The organism is Kiritimatiellia bacterium (genome assembly GCA_018001225.1).
Taxonomy (GTDB): Bacteria; Verrucomicrobiota; Kiritimatiellia; order CAIQIC01; family JAGNIJ01; genus JAGNIJ01.
In genome coordinates this window covers 1-24485 of the sequence record JAGNIJ010000036.1, presented here as the reverse complement: position 1 = coordinate 24485, position 24485 = coordinate 1, and the positions used below count along the sequence as shown (strand labels likewise).

The following is a 24485-nucleotide window of genomic DNA, read 5'->3' as shown; positions in this document are numbered from 1 at the left end:
GCCGGGCGCGGCGTCACAGGTCCAGGCCGAGCGGCGCGTAATCCTCCGGGACGCTTTCGAGCATGCTTCGGGCCGACGACAGGGCGGACTCGTTCTCGGGATGGCGCACGCGGTACGCGTCGAGGGCCCGGCGCGCCTCCTCGAAGAGGGCCCGCACCTCCTCGCTGCACAGGAAGTCGGGCATGTCGGACCCCGAGCGGTCGTGGGCCTCCTCCAGCCGCCGGGTCAGGTCCGAGCGGCTCCGGTGCACCGCGACGGCCCGCGGGTACGGGACGTAGCCGCGCTTCTGCTTCCCGCGCCACTCGCGAAGCCGCCCGCGCGAATGGAGCTGCAGGCGCTCGAAGGCCTTGCCGTACTCGGGATCGGCCTGCCCGTAGACCACGCGGCGGACGCCGAGCATCGTCATCATGCCGGCGCACTGGGCGCAGGGCTCGAGCGTGGCGTAGACCGTGCACCCCGTGAGGCTGTAGATCCGGGCATCGTCCAGGTAGCCCAGCATCGCCCGCAGCTCGGCGTGCTGCGTGGCGTTGCCCAGCCGCACGTTGCAGTTCCGGCCCCAGGAGACGGCGTTCGTTCCCGAGGCATCGACCACCACGGCCCCGATGTTGAAGCCGCGCTTGTCGGGGCGTTCTTCCTGCCAGTCCTTGTGCGCGACGGCGAAGGCCAGCAAGGTGAAGATCTCGTCGCGCTCGGCTTGCTCGTCCGACGGCACCCCCCAGGCCCGCCGGTCGCGATAGGCGGAACCGGAGCGCCGCAGGCCGACATAAAGCCCCGCGCCGACGGCGACGGCCACGGCCAGCGCCGCCAGGATCCACCGGCCTTTCCGCGACCGGGCCCCCGCCGCGGGAAGGGTCTGCGCCGGCGCCGTCACGGCATCTCCCCCCAGAAGCCGGACGCGGCCAGGTCGGCCTCGAGCCGGGACAGGGCCTGCCGGAAGCGCGCCTCCGCCTCCGGGCCGGGCGCCGGCCGCAGCCACAGGTAGAGGGGAAAGTAGTCCGTGCGGCCCTTGGAATCGGGCGGGATCCGGTCCGGCGCGATGACCTCGTAGCGGAAGGGCGGCACGTTGGTTCGCGCGGCAAGTTCATTCAAGGCGTCGAGGGCCACGACCCCCGCCAGGTCCTCGGCGAGCAGGCCGACCGTCTCGTTGGTCGCGATGCCGTAGGCCCGGAACGGGTGCAGGCCGCAGGCGGCCAGTTCCCGCTGCAGGCGATCGCGCCACTGCGCGATCTCGCCCTCGGCGGGTTCGAGCAGCGCGGCCGTCCACCGGGCCGCGCTGTCCCCGAGGGTCTCGAGAACCTGCTCGACGGCCGCGAGCCGACGATCGCCGCCCGAGCGAAGGTCGCCCAGCAGGAGGGGCTCCGCTTCGGCCTTGAGCCCGGCGACCTCCTGCGCAAGGGCGGCCGGGCAGCGCTTTTCGAACCGGGCCAGGTCCACGAAAATCCGGCGCAGGGTCCTCCGCAAATCGCCCGAACCGGTGTAGAGCCGGCGGAGCCACGGCGACGCGACCACGTCCGCGGCCTGCCAGGACAGTTCCCGGATCCCGTCGGTCCGCAGCACGTCCGGGTCCTGCAGGCGCCGGCGCAGGAACGGCCGGAGCCCGGCGACGGCCTCCTCGTCGAGCATCGGCTCCAGGAAATCCAGGGCCTGGTGGAGGCGCTTCAGGGCCTTGAGCGGATTGTCCTCATTGAGAAAACGGGTCACCTGGCTCAACAGGTCCGCGCCCACCCACAGACGGTAGCGCACCCACTGCGCCGGGTCGGCCGCGATCTCCGCGCGCAGGAACGCGGCCGAATCCCGCCCGATCGGGGCCAGGCCGATGAACACGTTGTGCAGCCCCAGCACGCGCCCGGAGGAATGCAGGGCATTCACCGGCACGTTCCGCTTCACCTCCGCCTGCCCGTCCGGCCCGGGACTCACGAAGTCGCAGTAGAAGCGGAAGAGGAGGCCGAGTTCCCGGATGCCGGGATACATCGCGGGCTGGTACTGGATGCGGTTGGACATCAGCTTGGCCATGAGATCGTTCGGGAGGCCCAGTTCGCCTTGCGGCACGTGGCACGGGACGTGGCGGCCGAAGTCGGTATCGAGGAAGAAGTACCGGCCCCGTCCCTCGCGGAGCGCCGCGAGCGAGTCGGCCAGGTGCTGCTGCAGGCGGTCGCGGTCCCGCAGCCGCGCGCCGCGCATGTTCACGCCGTCGCCCAGCGCCAGGTCGGGACCGCCCTCGTCGTGGACCACGCGGTGGAACAGCTCCAGGTAGCTTTCCATGCGGGCCAGCAGGGCGTCCGCGGCGGCGGCGGGATCGGCCAGGTCGGTCTCCAGTTCGCCGAGATGGACCGTCACCATGTAATCGAGGTCGTTGCCCACCGTGTTCTCGCGGAGGAAGCCCGAGCCGCACCCGCCCTGGAACACGTGCCGGAAGCGGAATCCGCCCGCGCGGCCGGCCAGCTCGACGTCCCGCAGGCGGTAGTTGAGGGCCTGGACGACCTGGGCGAGGTAGGGAAACGGGGCGGGGTCCGTGGCCGGGTGCGGCGAGACGAAGTCCAGATCCGGCTCGGAGAGGTAGTCCTCGTCCGGCGCCCAGACCGGCGCCGGCGGCGGGGGCGTTTCCCTGCGCCGCCACACGCGCAGGCCGAGGCCCGCGAACACCAGCAGCAGGAAGACCGCCGTCCAACGCGTTCTCCGGCTCCACCCTCGGATCCATTCCGTTTTCATCGTCGGCGTCACCCGTGTTTCGGGCCGGCCCGCGCCGGCCTCAATCTTCGAACAGGATCTTGTCCGCGCCCAGCAGCGGATCGATGGAGCGCCCGGCCTCCTCGTCGACCTTGAGATCGCGCGGATCGGTGGCGGCGGCCATGGCCATGATCAGCACGCTCCCGCCCATGACGGCAAAGCCGAAGGCCAGCGGGCCCGAGAGGTCCATGAGCACTCCCGTGCCCAGCACGCCGACGACGGCGCCCAACCCGGCCCAGAAGGAGAGGTGCGCGATGACGTTCTCCGGCTCGGGGTGCCGGCAGCTCCATACCGCCTGCCCGAGGTCCCGCGTGGTGGAGACCCCGCCGCCGATCACGAAGACCACGGCCATGAGCCCCGGCAGGCCGGCGGAGGGAAGCACCAGGAATATCGAGGCGGCGACGACGGCGAGCATCACGAGGACCAGCATGCGGCCGTGCCCGAACCGGTCCCCCAGCCGGCCGATCGGCACGCTCAAGATCACGGCCCCGGCAAAGGAAACGGCGAGCAGCAGGGCGCCGTCCTCGGCCCGGAACCCGAGGCCGGTGGCGAAGATGGGCAGGAAGGTGAAGAACGCGGCCCGGCTGGCGCCCGCGCAGAACGCCAGGGCGATCAGCGTGCCGCGCGCCACGGACGGGGCCTTCCCGCGGGGCGGAGGCACGCGGGGTGGACTGCGGCCGGCCTTCGCGCCGCCGTTCCGCTGGCCCGCGAGGAGCAGCAGGCCGAGCCCGACGCTCATCGCGGCGAACAGGAAAGGTCCGTAGCCGTCGATGCCGACCGGATGGACCATGGCGGAGCCCAGGGCCTTGGCCCCGGTGGCCGAGGCCGTGATGACACACAGCGCGGTACCGTGGTTCTCCTTCCCGCTGGCCACCACCGCGCCCGTGATGCAGGCCAGGCACACCAGCGTGGTCAGGAGGCCCAGGAGAAAACGGGCCGGGAAGAGCAGCGCCGTGGGCATCAGGGGCGGCGTCGCGAGGATCAGGAGGGGCAGCAGGGCCAGGCATACGGCCAGGAGCGCGCGCTGGCCCCAGCGCCGTAGGATCCGGACCAGCAGGAGCGCCGCCAGGAAACAACCGAGTTCCCACATCACCCCGTTGGCGCCGATGTACGTCTTGGTCTGCCCGGCGCGGTTGAGGTTCAGGTCGATCACCGGGCGCAGCAGGGTCGTCCCGAGCACCGTGAACAGCATGATGGAAAGCAGGGAGAAGGAGTAGGCGAAGCTCGAGCCGTTCCGGCCCCCGGAGTTCGTGTTCATCGGCTCACCCCCGCCCGGGGCGGCGCATCCAACGGAAAGAGCTGCCGGGAAAAACTCGAGAGCAGGGGCTCGCAGAAGGCGGCCTCTTCCCCGGGGACGGAGGACCCGCGATCGAGCGCGCCCCGGTAGTGAATCAGGCGGATCGCCTCGGGGCACGCCGCCTCGATCAGCGTGAGGATGCCGAGCTTGTCCAGGTCCTCCACGGCGAGCGGCCACTGGTCCCCGGCCCGCTGGATCGTCTCGCCCAGCCGCGCCAGGATCACGCGGCGCGCATGCCGCGAGCGCAGGTGATAGCGCGCCCCCAGGCCGCGCCGGAGCCACCCGGCGTACCGGGTCATTTCGCGCCAGGATTCCTCGTCGTACCAGGCCCCCGCGAACTGACGCCGTATCGACACCATCCGCATGACGGTCCGGATGGACAACGCGCCGCAGCCCGTGATCCGGACCCGCCTTTGCTCCAGGTCTTCCAGGGTTTGCCGGTCGTAGGTGAACACCTCTCCCTTCGGGGAGATCGCCACGAGCTCGAAGGACGGCACCCGGTTCTCGGGGATGATTTCCCCGCGATCCGTGACCAGGACGCGCTTGGCCCGCTCCACGCGCACGCCACGGAAGCCGGCCCCGCCGGCGAAGAGTTCCCCGGGCCGGTCCAGCACCCCGCTCCGGAGCAGCGGGTCCCAGTCCGTTGTGTGGCGGGTTTGAATCCGGCGCATGGCCGCCCGCATGGCCAGCGAATACCAGAGTCCGCCCCACGGCCAGCGGAGCCGGGCCAACCGGCGGATACGGCGGATCCAGGCCTGTTCGAAATCGTGCAGCCGGACCTGGACCTGCAGGTCCACGTCGCCGTGTCCGTTGACGGACAGGAGCCGGTCCCGGGCGGCGCCGCCCAGGACGACCAAACCCTCCAGCCCGCGCTGCCGTAGAACCTGCAGGAGCTCGTCCGCCGGCCGGGCATTCGCCCCGCCGGCTTTCCGAGAAACGTCAGGGGGCGGGGCGAGATCGTGCTTCCGTCCGTCCGCGGCCGGCGGGATGTCTTCCTTGGCACAACCACCCATGTTTAAAGCATGCCATATTAAGGGGATCAGGACAAGGGCATGAATTAGAAGATATGACCCGGGCGCTTGACATCCCCCCCGGCCCGGCGCAGGATTCGCGGCACCGCTGGATATCCCGGTTCCGCCGAATGCCACAGGACACGAAACAGCCGGACGGTCCGAGCGCCGGGGCGCTGGGCGAGTACCTGGGCCGCGCATGGCGGCGCATACCCGCCCACTTCAAGAAGGCCTTTGCGCTCGTGCTCGGCGTGAACATCCTCGTGTTCGCGTACCTGCTCATCCAGCATCCCCTGGGCAACCATGATCTCTTCAGGCTGCCATGGATCGAGTACCGGAACCAGGTTTCCGTGGGCCGCTGGTTCTGCTTTGTCCTGTACCTGCTGGTCGGGCACGCCCAGTTGCCGGTCTTCAACCAGTTCCTGGCCATCGTGTTTCACATCGTCAGCGGCATGGCGGCGGCGATCTACTGGAAGCGGGCCGGCCGCGCCTTCCCGCTGGCCGTCGCGGGGCTGGCCGCGTCCCTCGTGCCTTTCGTGCTGTCTCACTTCTACTACAGCTACCAGTCCTTCTGCTTCGGGGCGGCGCAGTGTCTGGCCCTCGGGGGCCTGATCGCGGCGGCCCGCGCGACTCCGGCGGGGGTGGCCGGGGGCGCCGCGCTGATCCTGTGCGCCCTGGCCTCCTACCAGCCGGTCTTGAGCGTGGCCGCCGTGGCCCTGCTTCTGTATGCCCTGCTCGCCCTGTCGGACGCCCGCGCGCGCGGCGAGAGCCCGGCGCCGTTCCGCTTCCTCGCCGCCGCCCTTGCCCCCGGCGCCCTCGCCCTCGCCGCCGGCGGAGTCCTGTACCGGGCGAGCCTGGCCGTTTGCCGGCGGTTCGGGTGGATCGATTGGGGCGCGTACCAGCTTCGCGAGGCCGACTGGCATTACTGGCCCCAGCGCCTCGCGCGAAGCCTGCAAGCGGCGCTCGAGCACCTGGTCCTCCCCCAGCCCTACATGCTCCTGACCGTCAAGCTGATCCTGCTCGCGCTGCTCGTCCTGGCCGCGGGGGCCATCCTGCGCCGGCTGCTCGGCGCGCGGACGGCCGGGCCGGGGGCGCGCCGCCTGCAATACGCGGGTTGGGGCCTGCTCCTGCTCGTCGCCGCCGTGTGGGCCACGAAGAGCATCGTCCTGTTCAGCCCGCTCCGCTTCTACTTCGCCTTCCGCCTCTCGGGCGGGCTCACCTTCCTGTACGTCTTCGCGATGCTGCTGGCGATGGAGGCGCCGCGCCCCCGCGTCCGGGCCCTCGCGGCCGCGCTGTCGGCCGGCGCGCTGCTCCTCTTCGCCTACCAGGATCTCGTGCACCAGGGCCTGGTCGTGCGGAGCAACGACCACGACATGCACCTGGCCAATCGCCTTCTCTCGCGCATCGAGCGGCTGCCCCGGCTGGACCCCGACGAGACCTACTCCCTGGTGGTGATCGGCGACCTGCCGCTGGACGCGATGCCGCGGTACCGCGAAAGGGACTTCCTCTCCCGGAAGCCGGCCGACTATATGGACGAGCACTCCATGCTACCGCCCTGGGAGCCGGAACTGATGTTTGCCATGCTCGGGTCGACCCTGTCCCTGCAAACCCCGTGGAAGACCCGGGACCAGGAGGTCCTGTGGCAACAGGCCTGCCAGTACGCCCTGCAGCACGCCTCCTGGCCGCACCGGGAGTCGGTCGCGCTGCTGGAGGGGAATCTCGTCGTCGTCATCCTGGAGAAGGACGTGGCCAAATTGGCGAAGGAATACACGCGGCGCGCGCCGAAGCTCCTGGCCGTGAAAGACGAGCACGCGCCCCGCGTCGCCGCCGCCCACGAGGACATCCGCCAGCGGATTGACCGTATGTGCAGCTGGATGGATCAGCGGGTGCGGAGAAGGCTGGACTGGGTGGCCCGGCAACAGGACACCGCGCGGGCCGAATGGACGAACTCCCCGGCGGCCGGCGCGCGGCCCGGCCGGGCCGCCGAACGCCTGCTCCGGGAGACCGACGAAGAACTCCTGGCCGCCCGGAACGCGTTGGACCGGCTCGCCGCCCGGCCCGACGCGAGCACGGCCGAGAAACTCGCGGTGCTCCAGGAACTGGACCAGGACACCATCCCGCGCCTGTGGCGGAACTTGAGGGCGACGCGGGGCCAGGTCCGCGCCCCGGCCCACGACGGCGGCTGACCCGCGCCGGCCGGGAGATTGGTGCGGAACACCACGCCGCCGGTATGGGCCGCGCCTCCGACGGTCCAACCTCACCTACGGTTGCGTGCGCACGCGGTACAGGTACGGGCCCGCGGCGGTGGCGGTCGTGTCGGTGACCGTCGTGTAATCCGCCTGGCCCGGGACATTCGCGAACACGTTCGTAAAGGCGGCGGACGAAAGCAGGTTCGTGGCGCGATCCACCTGGTAGGTCCGGTCCTTCACGCTGCGCCAGCGCACGACGAGGCCGGTCGGGCCGCCGGCCAGCGGCGGCGACAACATCCCGAGGAACGAATCGGAATTCGTCGGGATCGTGCGGGCGCGGTACTCGTCGAGGTTGACGACGCGATCCCCGTCCAGGTCGGCCGTGGCGCTCATGCCGGTGAAGCTGTGCGAGTAATCCCATTCCCACCAGTCCGGCAGGCCGTTGGTGTTGGAGTCCCAGGACGGCGGCACCAGCTCACACGCGCCCATGTCCACGCGGGCGTTGAGCACCCGCGCCTTGCCCTCGACGTCGAGGGCCCCGGTCATCCAGGCCTGGTTCGTGCCCTTGTCGACGCACGGCGAATTGGTGGCCAGCCGCCAGTCGCCCGCGGCCGCGTCCCGCAGCGCCGGATCGGCGGCGGTATTCCCCGGCCCCGGCGGCAGGGGGACCGCGCAGGTGTAGGCGATGTTCGTCGTTTCCCACTCATCGACGAACCAATTGGTGCCCTCGGGCGCGCTGTTGAACCAGACGATGCAATTCGACAGGGCGCAGTTGGCCGCGCCGCCGCCGCTCTGCGAGGCCGAATTGCCGATCAGCGTGCAATTAACGAGCTGCGACCTCTCGGCGCCGCCGCCCCACACCGCCGCGTTGCTTTGCATGACGCAACTGAAAGCCGTGCTTTCTAGCACCCCGCCCCCGCTGTTGGCCGTGTTCGACTCGAGGACGCAGCCGTACAGGACGGACCACACGGCCCCGCCGCCGCCGGAAGCGGCCTGATTTCCGCTCACCCGGCAGCCGTACATCCGCGCATTGTACGCGCCGCCGCCCCAGTTCCAGGTCGAGTTGCCCTCCAGCACGCAGTTGGACAGCACAATCGCCCCGCCGCTGACCATGTCGCCCGCTACGCCACCCCCCTGACCGGCCCGGTTGGACGCGATGAAGCAGTTGTGCAGCGTGCCACCCATCACGCCCCCGCCATCCCGGTACGCGGCGTTCTGCATGACCCAGCAATTGGACACGACGGACTGGGTCGAGGCGCAGTAGATGCCGCCCCCGTACTCCATGGCCGTGAACGGGAAATCGTCCTGGTGATCCGTGCGGCCGCCCGAAACCGTGAACCCGGCCAGGACCGCCCGGTTCGTCAGGTAGGCCCCGCGCACGGCCGCCGGACCGTATTCCCCGTCCGGATCGAAAGGATCCGCCTGCCCGACGATGACCGTGTGCTCCGGCCCGTTCACGCTGCGCACGATGACGAACTTGTCCAGGCTGACGCGATTCGTCAGGGTCTGGCCGCCGCACGGACGCCCGCCCGTGTCGTAAACGCCATTGGAAACCCACACGGTATAGCCCGTGCTGACGGCGTCCACCCCGGCCTGGATCGTGCGCTTCGCCGTGGCCCAGCGGAACCCGTCGTGGGCGTCGTTCCCCGACACCGCCACGTAGGCATTCGATGGAACGGCAATATGCACGACGCCGGTGCCCACGGCCTGGCTGAAGAGATTCGAGACCAGCACGGTGACGACTTTCGTGCCCGGCGTCGAGTACCGGTACACCGCCTGGGCCGTGCCCTGCCCGGAGGTCGGCGCCGGCGACCAGGAATAGTACAGGGGCGGCGTCGCGCCCGGCGGGACGACGGAAACCGTGTTGGTGACGAACCGGTTCGTCAGCGTGACGCCCGGGCCGGCCACGGTCGCCGCCGTGATCGGCAGGATCAAGGGACCGTTGTACTCGTAGGCCCCGAGGTCCACCACGCCGTAGGCGATGCGATTGGAGCCGTCCAGGTCCCTGGCCGAAACCATCCAGTTCTGGTTGAATCCCGTGTTCACGCAGGGGGAGTTGCTCGCCAGGCGATAATTGCCGCCGGCCCCATCCACAAACTGCGGCTCATTGGTGAAATTCCCGATTTTGGGCGGCAGGGGCGTCGTGCAGGAATAGTAGATGGAGGTGGCGAAGCCGAAACTCTCGACATACCAGTTGGGCCCTTCCGGCGCCTGGTTGTAGTACACAATGCAATTGTACAGGGTGCAGGACAAAACCCCGCCGCCGTCATCGGACACCCTATTCCCGGCCACGGTGCAGTTGTTGAGCGTGCTCCGGTACGCGCCGCCGCCATAGCCCGCGGTATTGCTGATCATCAGGCAGTTCGCGAGCGTGCAGCCGAAGGCCGCGCCGCCGTAATGGCCGTAATTCTCGTTCACCACGCAGTTCGACAGGGTCGAGTACATCGCCCCCCCGCCGCCGGAGGTCGCAAAGTTGCTGACGACCTCGCAGCCCGTCAGCTCGGCGTTATAGGCCCCGCCGCCCCAGTTGTAGGTCGAGTTTCTGAACAGCACGCACCGCAAAAGCCGGGCGGGGGAGCCGGGCGAGTAAGATATGCCCCCGCCTTCGCCCGCATCGTTTCCAACGATCCGGCAGTCCTCCAGCCGCCCCACGTACGCTCCGCCGCCCTCCCAGGCCGTGCAGCCGGTGATGACGCAATTCGACACGACCGCGTTGCTGTACGCGCCCCAGACCCCGCCGCCGCAGCCGTCGGAGCTGCCGACCGAGCCGGTGGTGTGTCCGTTGGTCAACGTGAACCCGCCCAGGAACGCCCCGTTCGTCAGCGAGACGCAGCGGACGGTAGAGATGCCCCCGCCCCCGGATCCCGCGGAGCCGACGATGAACGTCACGGCGGGCCCGTTGACACTGCGGACGGTCAGCGGCTTGTAGATCGCCACGCGGTTGGTCAACACCGAGCCGACGATCCGGTTCGTCACGCCACCGGTGTCGTACACGCCGTTGGTCACCCAGACCACCTCGCCGTCGGCGGCCGCGTCCACGGCGGCCTGGATGGTCGCCTTCGCCGTGGCCCAGTTGGTGCCGGAGGCGGCGTCGCTGCCGTTGGTCTTGACGTACCAGTCCGCCGCGCCGGCGGATACAGAGAACATGCACCACGCAAAGGCCGCGGACTTCCGTAATGTGCCCAAACTCATGCGATTCACCTCGATGTATTCGTTGGCCGGAAAAAACATGCGGCGGCGGCTTGAGCCAAGCCGCCCTGCCCGGGAGACGCTCATGCCCGGTATCGAGCCGTCAAGATCGTGCCCGGCGCGATTCGTTCGGACTCGACCACCGGAGCGTCATCGAGACGCAGGTACAGGGCGGCTTCCGCCCGATGTGCGTTCACCTTCATACCCGGGGTCATGCCGGGGACAGATCCGCTACCAGCGGATTCATTTTCTTGAATCGGCTGACGCCAAGGATGCTGAAACCGATGACCTTGCCGTGGGCGTCCACGCGTTCCATGACGGCGTCATGGGCGGTGGCTTTTTCATAGCCAGCCTTCTCGGAGAACCTGACTTCGAGGTAGTCGGCCTCCGCGTCAAACCATACCTTTACTTTGTCGGCCATACGTCTTCTCCCGCTTTCGGCCTGTCGGTCAAGTAGGCCGTCACGACAAACGCGTCATCCTTCATGTATTTAACCACAACACACAGCCATTTACCACCCACAACGGTTTTCTCGTGGAATGAATAGAACAGGCGCACCGTCTCATCCGAGCGCGACTTGCGCACGATCTCCGGCCGGAGCAGGGCCGCGCTCATGGCCCCGGTCATGGCCTTCATTTCAGGATGATCGAGAATATGCGCCAGGCGCTCGTCGGTGAGTCTCACCGCTTTCCCGAAACAATCCCGCAAAGTCATCATCCGCCCTGCCCCTCCACCAGCGCGATCTCCTCCTCGGTCAGCCCGTACAACTCGTAAACCAGCCGGTCGATCTGCCGGTCCGTCGCGTCCACCGCGTTCTGTAACGTCTTCCGCTTGGACTCGCTCGCCTCGCTCCGCAACTTCGGCACCAGCGCCAGCATCTTGTCCACCAGCTCCACCAGCTTGTCGTGACGGGCAAGGTCGGAGGGGGAGGAAAGAGCAGAAACGGCAATTGGCAGCTCCTTTAGATACGTGCCCTTGATTTTCGGAAACGTTTTGCGCTGGTCGTAGAATCTGCCAACCCAAAGACGGCGAAGCAGTTTTGAATTCAGGATGCCTAGCAGAAAGGCGGGCTTGATCGCTGCCCCGTCTCGCAGCGTTACCATGAAAATAGTGTTCAGACAGTGGTATCCGCTCGGGTCCATCGCGAACGTTGGGAACTGACCAATCTGGCGCGTGAGCAGCTTCCCTTTGGCTTTGTGTTTGGATTCATCCCAGCAACCGCCAGATTGCGCAATCGTGTCGTTCAGGCAAGCCAACTTCGACCATGTAAGCAGGTAACGCTCGACATCCTTCCCTGTGACGCAGGCAACATGAGTTCGCGGAATTGATCTAGGTCCTGCAACTTCAATTACATCGTTTGTGAACTTTGAGCGGTCGCGAAGTTGCTTGCCAAAATTAACATCCGCAAAGCTTCCCAACTGTGGAAAACGCGAGGACAGCCGATCCCACAGTTCGCTATCGGGCGTATGTATTCCGGAAGTGAATAGGGCGCGAGATTCGGCCATGACTCTCCGCGGCTCGACCTTGCCCTCGCCAGTCGGCTTGAGTCCTTTGCCCTCCGCTACAGCCCTTGTCATCGGGAATGGAGCGACCGCAGGACCGTCACCTCGAAAAACGAAAACGGCATTGTCCACGCTGACACCTGAAAAAACTCCGCCTTCGACGACCACGATTTCTTCAGGCTGGGTAGCTTTCAAAATTACCCTTCGCAAGCCATCGAGGTGATTGTTGGTGAGGAAGTTTGAAGGGGTGATGAACGAAATACGCCCTGACTTTCGGCAGAGGCGGATGCCGCGCTCAATGAATAAGTGATAGGTGTCGAGCTTAAAGGATGCCCCCTCGTAGGTTCGCCGAAAATACTCAAGCTGCTGGTCGTCACGAAAATCATCTTGAAGAAGTATGTACGGCGGATTTCCGATCACGGCGTCGAAGCCGCCGGCCTTCATGATATCGGCGAACTGGATGTCCCAGTCGAAGGCGTGGACGCGCGTTAAGTCGTCGGGCACGAGGGAGAAGTCGGAGGCGATCAGCGAGTTCCCGTGCTTGATGTTGTCCTCCAGCGGCGGGAGGAGGGCGGTGTCGTCGCGGAACAGTTCGCGCTGCTGTTTGATTGTGGCGCGGTCCTCGCCTTCGAGCATCTTGAGGTAGAGGGAGAGCTGGGTGACCTCGACGGCTTGAGCATCGAGGTCGACGCCGAAAATATTGTTCCGCAGGATCTGCCGCTTGAGGTCGACGGTCAAATGGACGTCGCCCGTGGCGGGGTCGGTCCAGCACCGGTCGGGCTTGCGGTCCCCGGCCTGCTCCGTGAGCCGCCGCTGGTAATGTTCGCCCACGCGCTCGAAGGCGCGCAGCAGGAAGCTGCCGGACCCGCAGGCGGGATCGAGGATCTTCAGGGCGCGGGTTTTTTTGTCGAAGGCGGCGTAGGTCTTTTCGCCGCCCGCGATGTCGTCGAGCTGTTTTCCGACGGTCTGCTCGACGATGTAGTCCACGATGTAACGCGGGGTGTAATAGACGCCGCCGGCCTTGCGGACCTCGGGCTTCTCGTCCGCCGCCACGCCGCGGCCGCTGGGCCGGATGACCTTGCCGAGGAACCGCTCGTAGACGCTGCCGAGGATTTCGACGGGGATGACGTTGAAGAGGTAGGGCGACTCGTCGTCGCTCAAGTCCTCGATGAAGTCGCAGAGCCACTGGTCGCCGACGCGCAGGGCCTCGCTGAAGTGCGGCTTGAACAGGTTGCCGTTGAAATGCGGCATGTTGCCCGGCGGGCGGCGGTCCAGGGCCTGGAGGTGGCCGACCACGGCGGCCCAGAGCGAGTCGGGCGGCGGCGCGGCGCGGTACGCGGCGCTCTCTTCGCGGAAGAAATGGCCCTGCTTCGGGCGGCGGCGGTCCTCGTGGCCGTACGCGCGGCGCCAGGTCTCGACGATCTTCGCCAGCCGCAGCCCGGTGTCGATGTCGCGATCCTCGCAGATGCGCAGGAAAAGGAGCCGGTCGAGGATGTGCTGGACGGCCTCGTTCAGCCGGCCTTCCGCGAGCAGGTCCTCGCGCGTGTTGTTGGCCAGGATGTCCCGGGCCAGGGAAAGGCGCTGCTCGTCGAGGTATTCGAGGAAGTCCTGGTCGAGGGCCTTGGTGCGCTCCGGACGGATCAGCCACGGCTGGCGCGCCTTGCCCTTGACCGGCTTGGCCCTGGGCAGGCTGTCGAGCAGCGCCTCGATGCCGCCGGCGACGACGCGCTCGCGGGAGAGCAGGTCCCAGATTTCGCGGGCGCACAGGGGAAACTGCCGGAAGTTCCAGGTTTTCCAGAGCCCGTCGTCGGGGCGGTCGGGCCGGGGGCGGCCGCCGACGACGTAGACCTTGAGGTCCTCGAAGTCCGTCAGGACGGCGAGCGGCAGGCCCTTGTTCCAGGCGTAGCGCTTGGCCTGGAAGGCGTAGCGGTCGCCCAGGACCTCGCGGGGCTTCTTGGCCTCGCAGACGAAGCGCTCGCGGCCGTCGGCACGGAAGAGGTAGTCCGCCCGCTTGGCGCGCCCGGCGACGTCGGTGCGGCTTTCGATCTCCACCTCGCGCTGGCTCTGGACCAGCCCGCGCCGGTTCGCCAGGTCCCAACCAAGGGCGCGGAACAGGGGGTTGAGGAAGTCCTCGCGGCAGCGGGCCTCGGAGTAGTCCGGCGCGGTGAAGGCCTGGAAGCCTTTCTCGAACGCGGCGACCAGCCGGTTCAGTTCGTCCTGGAAGCTTTCGTACGCGCTCTTCATATCCCCCCAGCGGTCCGAAGCGAACCGACTATGTAGCCGCCGGGGCCGGGTCAGCCGGCGTCGCCCGCGGGCTTCGCGGCCGGCTTCTTCGCCTTGTCCTCGGTCATGCGGCCGAGGTACTCGGGCAGCTCCACGCCGGCCATGGACGCGACGTCCTGGAGCGGCGGGACGCTCTTGATCAGGCTGGACACGAAGTTCGCGGTGGACGACCCCTTCTCCCCGCCGCCCGCGGAGTCCCAGACGGTGATCTTGTCGATCTTCAGGTTGCGGATCGCCTCGACCTGGCGGGCGACGACCTGCTCGATCTTTTCCACCATGAGGAACGTCGCGGCGGCCTTGGCGTCGCCGTTGCAGCTCTTGACCAGCGCGTTGTACCCGGCGGCCTTGCTGTCGAGCACCTGCCGGACGCCCTTGGCCTCGGCCTCGTACTTCAGCAGCACGCCGTCGGCCTGGCCCTTCGCCTCGCGGCGGATGCGCTCGGCCTCGGCCTCGGCCATGATCTCGATGTTGCGCTTCTCGATCTCGCGCTGGACGACCAGCTCGGCGTTCAGGCGCTCCTGCTCGGCCAGGTACTGGGCCTTCTGGATCTGGACCTGGGCCTCGCGCCGGGCCACCTCGGCCTTCTGCATCGCGGCGGCCTGCTTCACGGCCAGCAGGGCGTTGGAATCCGCGATGTCCGCCTTGGCGGTGTTCTCGCCGCCGACGGCCTGGGCCTCCTGGCCCTGCACGTAGATGCGCTGGTCGGCCTCCGCCTTCTTCTTGCCCTTCTCGGCGGCGGCGACGTTCTCCGCCACGCGCACGGTCTGCTCGCGGTTCGCCTCGGCCTGCCCGATGGCGCCCACCTTGTCCTGCTCGGCCACGTCCACGCGCGCCTTGTTGACGGCCTCCGCGGCCGCCTTCTTGCCGATGCTCTCGATGTAGAGCGACTCGTCCGTGATGTCGGTGATGTTGACGTTGATCAGGTAGAGGCCGATCTTGTTCAATTCCGGCTCGACGTTCTTGCGGATGGATTCCAGGAAACTTTCGCGGTCCTGGTTGATCTGCTCGATGGTCAGCGAGGCGACGGTCAGGCGCAACTGGCCGAAGATGATTTCCTTGGCCATCGCCTCGATGTCGCCGCTCTCCAGCCCGAGCAGGCGCTCGGCGGCGTTGAGCATGATGTTCGGGTCCACGCTGATGCCGACGGTGAACGTGCTGGGCACGTTGATGCGGATGTTCTGCTGGGAGAGGGCGTTCTGGAGCGGGATGCTGATGGTCATCGGCGTCAGGCTCAAGAACGCGTAGTCCTGGATCAGCGGCCAGACGAGCGTGCCGCCGCCGTGCATGCAGCGCGCCGAGCGGTTGTCCGCGACCTTGCCGTAGATCACGAGGATCCGGTCGGACGGGCAGCGCTTGTAGCGCGCCGCGAGGAACATGATGGTCGATACGATCAGGATCACGAATGCGAGGACGACGATCGGCAGCATGGGCGTACCCTCCCTTGGTTTCTTCTAGATCTTCTCGACCACCAGGACATTCCCGCCGGTCACCCGGGCCACCCGGATCCGGGTTCCCGTCTTCAGCTCGGCGCTCCCTTCCGTCACGGCATCGAACACGCGCAGCTGCCCCTGGACCGCGACGCGGACCTGGCCGCTCTTGCCGGGCGCGAGGGGAAGATACACGTCGCCCTCCTGCCCCACGGCGGACTCGATGCGCAGGGTGCCGTCGGCCTGGAGCTTCTTCATGCCGACGAAGATGCGGCCGATCAGCCAGACCGTGAACAGCCCCGCGGCCAGTCCCGCCAGCACGGCCCACAGGTTGTGCGCGCCGCCCTGCTTGGACACCGCCAGCGCCACCAGGCCGAACATCATGAAGAACGCGGTCAGGCCCTGGAGCGAAAGCGCCTTGAAGCTCGCGTCGGCGTCGCCGGACACGTCGCCGGGATGGTCCATGTCCACGCCGTCGTCATGGCCGAGAAACATCAGGATGGTGCGGACGATGAACAGCAGCGCGCCGAACAGGGCGCAGGCCGCGTAGAATTTCTCCAGAGCGGTCAGGGCGTCGAAAAAAGCCGTCATGGTAAACCCTCCTCTTTTCGCCGGGCGTTATTAAAGGGGATTCCGTCCGGAAAATCCATCCTTTCCGTCACGGGCGGGAGCCCGGCGGGCGGCGCAGGACCGGATGGCCCGGATCAAGTTCCCCGGCGCCGCGGATTTCGGCACGAAAGCCGCGGCGCCGGCCGCCCGCATCCGGCGCGCGACGGAGGCCTCCTCGTACATCGAAAGCCCGACCACCTTGACCTCCGGCCACCGGGTCGTGATGATCCTCGCGGCTTCGATGCCGTCCATGACCGGCATGCGCACATCCATGAGAACCACGTCCGGACGGAGTTGCCTCACCCGGGCGACCGCCTGCTTCCCGTTGTCCGCCTCGCCGACGACCTGGAACCCGCGTTCCCCGCGTAGAAAGCTGATAATCCCCTTGCGCATGGTGCGGTGGTCGTCCGCGACCACCAACCGGATGAGTTTCCCGGACGCCGCGGGCGGGGGCCGACGGTGGCGGGCGCCGGGGGTGCGGCTTGCCCGCGGCGGATTCTTCTCGCGCGGAAGGGGGAGCGACAGGACGACGCGCGTCCCCCGGCCGGCGGCCGGCTCGACGGTCAGCGTGCCGCCCAGCAATTCGGCGCGCTCGCGAATGCTAAAGAGGCCAAACCCCGGCATCGCCCCCCGCCGGCGCCCGGCGTGCAGGCGAATGCCCTTGCCCTTGTCCGTGACTTCGAGGACGAGGGCGCCCGCCTGCCGCCGCAGCGCGATCCGAGCCGAGCGCCGCCCGGCGTGCTTGACCACGTTGAGGAGCAGCTCGCGGGCGGCGGTGAAGAGCAACACGCCGAACGATTCCGGCGCTTGCTTGACCGAGGCATCCATCCGCGTGGTCACGGCAAGCTTGTGCCGCGTAAGCATGTGCCGGGCCAGCCAGTCGAAGGCGGCCGGCAGGTTATCGCGCAGGGAAACCGGCGGGGCCAGTCTTTGCGTCATGCCGCGGGTAATCGCCCGGGCTTCGGACAGGATGCCGAGCAGCGCCCTTCCCCGCCGGCGCACCGCGGCACGGGAATCGACGGCTACCGCCTCGGCCTCCAGCGAGGCGGCGACAAGGCTTTGTTGCAGGTCTTCGTGGATGATCTCCGCGAGACGCCGCCGCTCCCGGTGCTCGACGAGGGCGAGTTCCGACGCCAACTTGGCCAACTGGCTCGACCGCCGCTGGAGTTCCTCCTCCGCCTGCTTGCGCACCGTGATGTCCTGGGAAATGCCGAGGACCCGGACGGGACGCCCCTTCTGAACCAACACGGTCTTCCCCTTGCCGAGGATCCAGTGAAAGCGGCCGTCCAGCATGCGCACCCTGTACTCGCACTCGAAAGGGCACCCCTCCGTCCGCGTCCGCTTGAGGGCCCGGGCCAACCGGCCCCGGTCGGCCGGGTGAATGACCCGCAGCAACCCGGCATCCGAGTTGAAGCGCTCGATATCCTCGCCCCGGGCCAGATCGGCCACGTTCTCGGAATACCGGATGGCGCCCGTGCGCAAGTCCCATTCCCAGGTGACCATATCGGCGGCCTCCAGGGCCATCCGCAGGCTTTCCTCGCTGTGCCGCGATATCGGGCGCGCGACGCTCGTGGTGTTTCTCATGATGCGGCTTAACGCCGGCCGCAACGCTAACGCCGACCAACAGGGCGAGCAAGGCCAAAGACGGGCGCGCCGGGGCCGCGCGGCAAGAACGGGTCCAGTTCGCTCCCGGCGATCGCCGGATCATTCACAGATGAAACTCGGCGGCCTTACGGCCGAGCTACGGGCAGTAGGTTTGCAGCACGCCCGTCAGGGCGCACGTCCCCGTCACGCCGGCATGGAAGTGTCAGATCGGCAAGAAGGTGGAGGAGGCCGCCCGCGAATTCGTCGCTGACTCCGCGGCGCCGATGCCGTACCGTTTGCCTCCCATGTTGACGATAACCGGCATGTCCAAGGCCTACGGCCCGGGCGTCCTGTTCGAGGACGCCTCGCTCCAGGTCGGGCCCGGGGACCGGATCGGGCTGGTCGGGCCCAACGGATCCGGCAAGTCCACGCTGTTCTCGCTCATCCTGGGACATGATTCGCCGGATGCCGGCGAGGTCACGCTGGACCGCGGGCTCACCGTCGGGCACCTGCCCCAGGAAACCGCGCCGGCCGGCGACGAGACCGTCCTGCAACTCGCCACGGCGATCTCGCCAGAAATCGTGGAACTGCGACGCCGGATCCAGGAGTTCGAGGCGGGGCACAACACCGAGTCCCACGATTTTCACGAGGTCCAGGCGCGCTTCGACGCGCTGGGCGGCTACCGGCTCGAGCCCCGGGCGAAGACCATCCTCCACGGCCTGGCCTTCCGCGAGCGGGACTTCGACCGTCCGCTGCGGGAGATGAGCGGCGGCTGGATCATGCGTGCGCACCTCGCGCGGCTGCTCGTCCAGCAGCCCGACCTGCTCATGCTTGACGAGCCGACCAACCACCTCGACCTCGAGACCCTGCAGTGGTTCCAGGGCTACCTGAAGGCCTACCCGGGCGCGATCCTCCTGATCTCGCACGACCGCGACTTCCTGGACCAGGTCGTCGGGAGCATCGTCGAGATCCGCCAGCGCCGCCTGGTCCGCTACCGCGGCAATTACGACGATTACCTCCGCCAGCGCGAGGCCCAGGACGAGCAGCAGCTCGCCGCGTTCAAGACCCAGCAGCGCAAGATCAAGCAGCTGCAGGAATTCGCCGACCGGTTCCGCGCCAAGAACACCAAGGCCTCGCAGGCGCAATCGAAACTCAAGCAGATCGAGCGCATGGACAAGATCGAAGCGCCGACCAGCGACCGCCGGGCGATCAAGTTCCGGTTTCCCCAGCCCGCGCGCAGCGGGCACCGGGTCATCGCGCTGCGGGACATCCACCACGCCTACGGCGAGAACGTGGTCTACCGCGGAGTGCATTTCGAGGCCGAGCGCGGGCAGCGGCTCGTGCTCGTCGGCCCGAACGGCGCGGGCAAGTCCACCCTGCTCAAGCTCCTCGCGGGCGTGCTGCCGGTCCAGTCCGGCGCGCGCGAGCTCGGGCTCCACGTCAAGGCCGGCTACTACGCCCAGCACCGCGTCGAGATGCTCCAGCCGGACCGCACCGTGCTCGCCGAGGCCCTCGACACGCCGCGGGCGCTGACGGAGGAATTCGCGCGAACCGTGCTCGGGTCGTTCCTGTTCACCGGCGACGACGTCTTCAAAACGGTTTCCGTGTTGAGCGGCGGGGAGAAGAGCCGGCTGGCGCTGGTGAAGCTGCTGCTCGACCCGCCGAACCTGCTGCTGATGGACGAGCCGACCACGCACCTCGATCTCTCCAGCGTCGAGGCGCTGGTCCGGGCCCTGGAGCCGTACGAAGGCACGCTGATCTTCATCAGCCACGACGTCTACTTCATCCGCCGCCTCGCCCGCCAGGTCCTGCACGTGGACGCGGGCCGGCTGACGCTGTACCACGGCGATTACCAGTACTACCTGGACAAGACCGCCGCGCGGGCGGCCGCCGGGACGGGAGCAACGAAGCCCGCGGCGCCGTCGGAGGAGAAGGCGCGCAAGCGGCTCGAGGCCGAGGCCCGGCAGGCGCGCTCGCGCGAGAAGCGGAAGCTGGAGAAAATCGTGAACGACCTCGAGGCGGACATCGTGCGGCTGGAGGCCCGGCAGGCCGTGCTGACCGCCGAGTTGGAGGACCCCGCCACGTACCAGAACCCCGGCCGCGCCGTGGCCGTGAACCGCGAACTGCAGTACGTCGTCGAAGACCTCGCGCGGGTGACGGCGGAGTGGGAAGACGCGGCGGCGCGGCTGGAGGCCCTGGCCTAAATCGGCGTGACACGGCCGTCCCGGCCGTGCGCCCCTGATCAGGGCCTTTCCGCCCGGATCCGGTAGTGCGCGCCGCCCTGCGTCGGGGAAAGGTCGAACAGGACCGCGCCGCCCTGGAGGTCATTCGTGGCGCCGACGGGTTCCCACGGCGCGCCGTCTGCGAGGACGGCGGCGCGCTCCAGCGTGTAGACCCTCCCGGTGCTCACGTCGTCGCCGGACACGCGCAGCGCGCCGCCTTGCCACGTCACTTCCGCCGCGAGGAAGGAGTTGCTGTCCCGCGGGTGCGAGCCGGCGATCCATTCCTGGAGATTGCTGAAGAAATCGCCGTCCGAGTCCTGCGAAGGCGTGGCGTTCGTGCCGCCGTCGAAGTACAGCTGCTCCCACCAGCTCGGCAGCCCGTCGCCGTCCTGGTCCACGAGAATCGTCATCGGGACGGCCACGAAATCCGCTCCGTCGTTGTCGGCGGCGTAGACCCGCACCGTCCAGATGCCGACCGCGTCGGGCATCCAGGAAAAAGTGCCGGCCGTGTTCGTGGCGTACAGCGCCGACCCGGCTGGCCCGTTGCTGACGGTGAGGGTCACCGGGTCGTTCTGCGTGGCGGTCGCGCGGGCCTCGAACCGGAGCCAGGCCCCCACCCCGCCGGTCTGGACGCCGATCGGCTGGAGCACCGGCGGCGTGGTCTCGGGATCGAAAATCGAGGCCACCCATTCCGGGTGATCAATGAACGGGTTGCGGTTGTACTGATATGTCGCGTAGATTTTTTCGTTCCGGTTGCTTTCCGCGAGGCTCGGCGGGTCGGCCTCGTGCCACGCCCGGAGCGTCGTCAGGACGCCCATGCGGCGCTCGGCCGGATCGCTCAAGGCGTCCTGCAACTGGATGTCCTCGGTATTCGCTTCCAGCCCGTCATAACGGACGTCCATGTAGAAGAGCGCGCGGGCGATGTCGCCCTTGACCTCGTCGGGGGGCTCCCATGAGTCGCTGTCCAGGCTGGTCTGCGGCGCCGTGTTTGTCGCTGGATTTCGGTAGGACGGATCGGCCGGGTTGCTCTCGTCGAAATAGAGGTTGCCACGCATCGCGTTGACGTCCGCGTCGGCGGCGAACAGGTTGTGCACATCGTTCTGATCAGGCCCGTCGCCGCCCAACCCGCGCGACTCCGGCCATGCGTGCTCCTTGTTCCAACCGTCGTTGTCGTTGTAGAGGCTCTTGGCGATCGGCACCCGGCGGTACAGGCAGATGATGTTGTTCGTGTTGGCCGGGTCGGTGTCCAGGTCCTTCATCGCGGTGTTCTCCTGGTCGTCGGTGAGCTGGCGCGAGCCGGTCGACACGATCTCGTGCAGGGCCGCCCGCAGCTCCGGGCCGGCCAGCGCTTCAGTGCCGTAGTAGTAGGGCTTGTTGGAAAGCACCAGGACGGCGAGGGCCTGCTGGTTGGTGCCGTCCTTGTCCCCGGCATGGAAGACGACCGTGTGGCTCCCGGTCTGCACCAGGGCCGGTGTCCAGGAAAACGTGCAGGCCAGCGGCGCCGCCCCGGTCGCGCCGGCGAACGTCGCGCCCGCCGGCAGACCCGTCGCCCACAGGCGGAGTTCGTCGGCATCCGGCTCCGTCGCGCCGACGTCCACCTCCAGGAGATTGGTGGCGGACATCACCACGCTGGTCGCCGGAGGCGTCAGGATGAGTTCCGGGGGATTCGTTCCGCCGCCCCCGTACGGGGTCCACGCGATGTTGTCGATGATCACCTGTTTTGCCGTCGCGTTGTGCTGGGCGAACTTCAGGATAAAATTCCCGGCCTGATCCACCGTGACCGGACTGCTCGTGTACGTGATGCCCGGGACGCCCAACCGGACCGTGCTGACCAGCGCGCCGTTGACCGTGACGTCGAAGCAGACGTTGGTGCCGTTCGCGTTTGTGGCGCTGTATCCCATCCGCCACTCGAACGTCAGCGCGCCGCAGCCTCCCGCGATCGATCCCGAGGTGATGTTCGCGGCCGTGGTTTCCTTGTTCATGCAGGGCGATGGCGCCGTAATGACGCGGTCGCCCCGGCATTGGGCATAAGACCAGGTGGATCCGTCACGGCCGAGAAACGTGCCGCTGGCATAAGAGGTGCCGGTCGCGGGGTAATTGACGAAATCCTCGTACCCGGCCGGCGCGAGACGCGCGCCGGCCAGCCAGACCAGCAGGGGCGCGATCCTGCATGCGGCCCGAATACATCGGATTTCAAACATGGCCCATGTATACCCGATCCGCCGCGGGGTGTTCACCGTTCATTTTCGACCGGCCGCCCCGCGTCCACCGACGCCGCGCGCCCGCGCCCTGATACCTAGAGGGTCTAGGTATCAGGCCGGGACGGGCGGCGGGGGCAGTCGCCGTGATCAGGCGGAGCGCCGGATCAGCCGGTCCACCGACCAGCGGCCCGCGCCCTTAAGCAGGAAAAGGAGCGCGGCAAACAGGAAGAGCAGCGCCTTCTCCTTGACGTCGAACGGGTCCGCGGCGTGCGCCACGAAGGCGGCGACGCTCATGGTGAAGACGAGCAGGAAGGAGGCGATCGTGGTGAACGCCCCGAGCAGGAGCAGCGCGGCGCCCACGCTCTCCGCGACGGCGGCCATGAAGCCCCAGAACACCGCCGGGCCGGGCACGCCGATCTTTGTCATGACGCCGCCCACGCCTTCCCAGAACTGCGGCCCGCCCGTGATCTTCGGGATGCCGTGCGTCAGCATCGCCGCGCCGATGAACACGCGGAGGATCAGCAGGCCAAGGTTCGCGTCGTCCGAGGTGATGAACAGATATTTGAGGATCTTCTTCATTCCGCCCTCCTTTTGAGGGAAAATACCTCAAGAAGGCCCCCGCGCAAGCCGGGCGCCGCAAGCGACGCCCCTACGGCCGAAAAGTCTCGGCCAGCTTCTGCACCCGCTCCTCGTCCAGCGGGTTTTCCCAATAGCCGCCCCGCTTGAGCGAGGAGCCGACGATCAGCCCGTCGGCGTACCGGGCGCACCGCGGCAGGTTCTCGATCGTCACGCCCGAACCGACGAGCAGCCACGGCGCCCAGGCCCGGCCGAGGGTCCGCGCGGTGGTCTCCTTCACCCGCTCGATCGCCTCGCGGGCCCGGCGCAAGTCCTGCTCCGCCGCCTCGCTCCCCGTGGCCTTCCCGGTGATGATCACGCCTTCGAGTTTCTGAAAGAGGATGTTGTCCAGCCACGGATCGAGCGTGCCCAACTCGGCCGGAAACACCGTGTGCTTCTTCTGCACGTCCACACAAACGCGCGGCCCGGCGCCCCCGCCGCCCTGCCGCGCCAGGATCTGCTGGCGGGCCATGTAGAGCTGCGCCAGGTTCCCCCTGTTGGGCGTACGGCCCTCGGGACGGACCCCCTCGAACAGCGCGCTTTCGCAGCGGATGAAATCCAGGCCGCACCGGCACGCGATATCCATCGCCCAATCGTCGGAAAAGGCCAGCACCTGGAGGCCGATCGTCGCCTCCGGATGCTCGTGGCGCACCCGCTCGGCCAGCGCCTGCATGACCCAGAAGAGGGCGGGCGGCTGGCCGCCCCGGACGAAATAGGGTCCGGCGACATTCTCCAGCATCAAGGCCGGGAACCCGTGCCGGGCATACACCGCCGCCTCGGAGAGCACCCGGTCCTCAAGGAACGGGAAAAACGACAGGGCCCGGGCGCGCTGCGCCCCGGCGCTCATTTCGTCTTCCGACAGCGCCAGTCCGGGGAACGACGGCAACGGGTCAAGCGTCCCCAGGAGTTCCCAATCCCGCGGCGCGGCAACGGGCAGGCCCAGCGCCTCGCGGTGCGCGGGCGGCGAGGCCAGGATCGTGTTGATGGGGACATGCAGCATGCCCACCAGCATCGGCCGTGACGCGCTCATGCCCTGACTGTCGCTCGAACCCCGCCGCCGTGTCAAGGAGGCGGGGAGCGCCGCGGTTCCGGTTCACGCGTTGTAGCGATAGCCCGCGCCGTGGACGGTCAGGATGATCGCCGGGCGCGCGGGATCTTTCTCGATCTTCTTCCGCAGCTGGGCGATATGCTGGTCCAGCGTGCGCGTCGTGCCGAGGTAATCCATTCCCCACACGGCGTTCAGGATGGCGTCGCGGCCCAGGACCTCGCCGGGATGCGCGTGGAAATACTCGACCAGCTTCACCTCGCGGGCCGTGAGCGCGCGGACCTTTTTTCCGCGGGCCGCGGTGAATTTCTTCCGGTGCACCTCGACGTCCCCGAAGCGCAGCACGTCCGGCAAGGCGGCGGCCGGCTCCGGCGCCGGTTCGTTCCGGCGCGAGCGGCGCAGGACGGCCGCGATCCGGGCCAGCAGTTCGCGCACGCCGAAGGGCTTGGTGATGTAGTCATCCGCGCCCAGTTCGAGCCCGACGACCTTGTCGATCTCCTCGCCCTTGGTCGTGCGCATAACGACGGGCACGGCGGCATGCGTTTTGCGAATCTCGCGGCCTACGTTGTAGCCGTGGACGCCGGG

17 protein-coding genes are annotated in these 24485 nt (G+C 68.0%); 2 read left to right on the top strand and 15 right to left on the bottom strand.

Going from position 1 to position 24485, the window contains the following annotated elements; all coding sequences use genetic code 11:
* Window positions 1-13: 13 nt before the first annotated feature.
* The 4 genes from KA248_11760 to KA248_11745 are packed head-to-tail and all read right to left on the bottom strand — an operon-like array spanning window position 14 to window position 5037.
* Window positions 14-871 (bottom strand): nucleoside deaminase, encoded by an 858-nt coding sequence (locus KA248_11760; GenBank protein ID MBP7830583.1) that lies wholly within the window; start codon window positions 869-871, stop codon window positions 14-16.
* The gene (locus KA248_11755) at window positions 868-2709 is read right to left on the bottom strand and encodes a hypothetical protein (GenBank protein ID MBP7830582.1); all 1842 of its coding nucleotides are present in this window, start codon (window positions 2707-2709) and stop codon (window positions 868-870) included. Before KA248_11755 ends, KA248_11760 begins: the two co-directional genes overlap by 4 nt.
* A gap of 40 nt (window positions 2710-2749) precedes the next feature.
* Window positions 2750-3985 carry an MFS transporter gene (locus KA248_11750; protein ID MBP7830581.1) on the bottom strand — a complete coding sequence of 412 codons (1236 nt, stop codon included), beginning with the start codon at window positions 3983-3985 and terminating at the stop codon, window positions 2750-2752.
* Window positions 3982-5037 (bottom strand): hypothetical protein, encoded by a 1056-nt coding sequence (locus KA248_11745; protein MBP7830580.1) that lies wholly within the window; start codon window positions 5035-5037, stop codon window positions 3982-3984. The genes KA248_11750 and KA248_11745 overlap by 4 nt, the downstream gene beginning before the upstream one ends.
* Before the next feature lie 53 nt (window positions 5038-5090).
* On the opposite strand from KA248_11745, the gene KA248_11740 reads away from it, so the two are divergent.
* Window positions 5091-7220: a glucosyltransferase domain-containing protein gene (locus KA248_11740; protein ID MBP7830579.1), complete on the top strand. Its 2130-nt coding sequence runs from the start codon at window positions 5091-5093 to the stop codon at window positions 7218-7220.
* Window positions 7221-7295: 75 nt separating this feature from the next.
* Here the strand turns inward: KA248_11740 and KA248_11735 are convergent, their stop codons facing one another.
* The 7 genes from KA248_11735 to KA248_11705 form a co-directional block, all read right to left on the bottom strand.
* Window positions 7296-10415: a hypothetical protein gene (locus KA248_11735; protein ID MBP7830578.1), complete on the bottom strand. Its 3120-nt coding sequence runs from the start codon at window positions 10413-10415 to the stop codon at window positions 7296-7298.
* Between the two features lie 208 nt (window positions 10416-10623).
* Window positions 10624-10833, bottom strand: a complete 210-nt coding sequence (locus tag KA248_11730; GenBank protein ID MBP7830577.1) for a DUF2283 domain-containing protein — start codon at window positions 10831-10833, stop codon at window positions 10624-10626.
* Complete coding sequence (locus KA248_11725) at window positions 10818-11096, bottom strand: hypothetical protein (GenBank protein MBP7830576.1); 279 nt, start codon at window positions 11094-11096, stop codon at window positions 10818-10820. The genes KA248_11730 and KA248_11725 overlap by 16 nt, the downstream gene beginning before the upstream one ends.
* A 29-nt stretch (window positions 11097-11125) precedes the next feature.
* Window positions 11126-14158 (bottom strand): N-6 DNA methylase, encoded by a 3033-nt coding sequence (locus tag KA248_11720; GenBank protein MBP7830575.1) that lies wholly within the window; start codon window positions 14156-14158, stop codon window positions 11126-11128.
* Between the two features lie 50 nt (window positions 14159-14208).
* Complete coding sequence (locus KA248_11715; protein ID MBP7830574.1) at window positions 14209-15624, bottom strand: flotillin family protein; 1416 nt, start codon at window positions 15622-15624, stop codon at window positions 14209-14211.
* A 24-nt stretch (window positions 15625-15648) separates the two neighbouring features.
* Entirely contained in the window at window positions 15649-16215 is a 567-nt protein-coding gene (locus KA248_11710) for an NfeD family protein (GenBank protein ID MBP7830573.1), read from the bottom strand.
* Window positions 16216-16245: 30 nt separating this feature from the next.
* Window positions 16246-17817, bottom strand: a complete 1572-nt coding sequence (locus tag KA248_11705) for a response regulator (protein ID MBP7830572.1) — start codon at window positions 17815-17817, stop codon at window positions 16246-16248.
* A gap of 305 nt (window positions 17818-18122) precedes the next feature.
* On the opposite strand from KA248_11705, the gene KA248_11700 reads away from it, so the two are divergent.
* On the top strand, window positions 18123-20021 hold the full coding sequence (locus tag KA248_11700) for an ATP-binding cassette domain-containing protein (GenBank protein MBP7830571.1): 1899 nt from the start codon (window positions 18123-18125) through the stop codon (window positions 20019-20021).
* Between the two features lie 38 nt (window positions 20022-20059).
* Here KA248_11700 and KA248_11695 read toward each other — a convergent pair whose 3' ends face one another.
* The 4 genes from KA248_11695 to KA248_11680 all read right to left on the bottom strand — a co-directional run.
* Window positions 20060-22240, bottom strand: coding sequence for an endonuclease (locus KA248_11695; GenBank protein ID MBP7830570.1), 2181 nt, complete (start codon window positions 22238-22240; stop codon window positions 20060-20062).
* Window positions 22241-22387: 147 nt separating this feature from the next.
* Entirely contained in the window at window positions 22388-22819 is a 432-nt protein-coding gene (locus KA248_11690) for a DoxX family protein (protein MBP7830569.1), read from the bottom strand.
* Between the two features lie 70 nt (window positions 22820-22889).
* Window positions 22890-23885 (bottom strand): hypothetical protein, encoded by a 996-nt coding sequence (locus KA248_11685; GenBank protein ID MBP7830568.1) that lies wholly within the window; start codon window positions 23883-23885, stop codon window positions 22890-22892.
* 63 nt (window positions 23886-23948) lie between these two features.
* The coding region (locus KA248_11680) for a response regulator transcription factor (GenBank protein ID MBP7830567.1) at window positions 23949-24485 on the bottom strand (537 nt) is incomplete at its 5' end.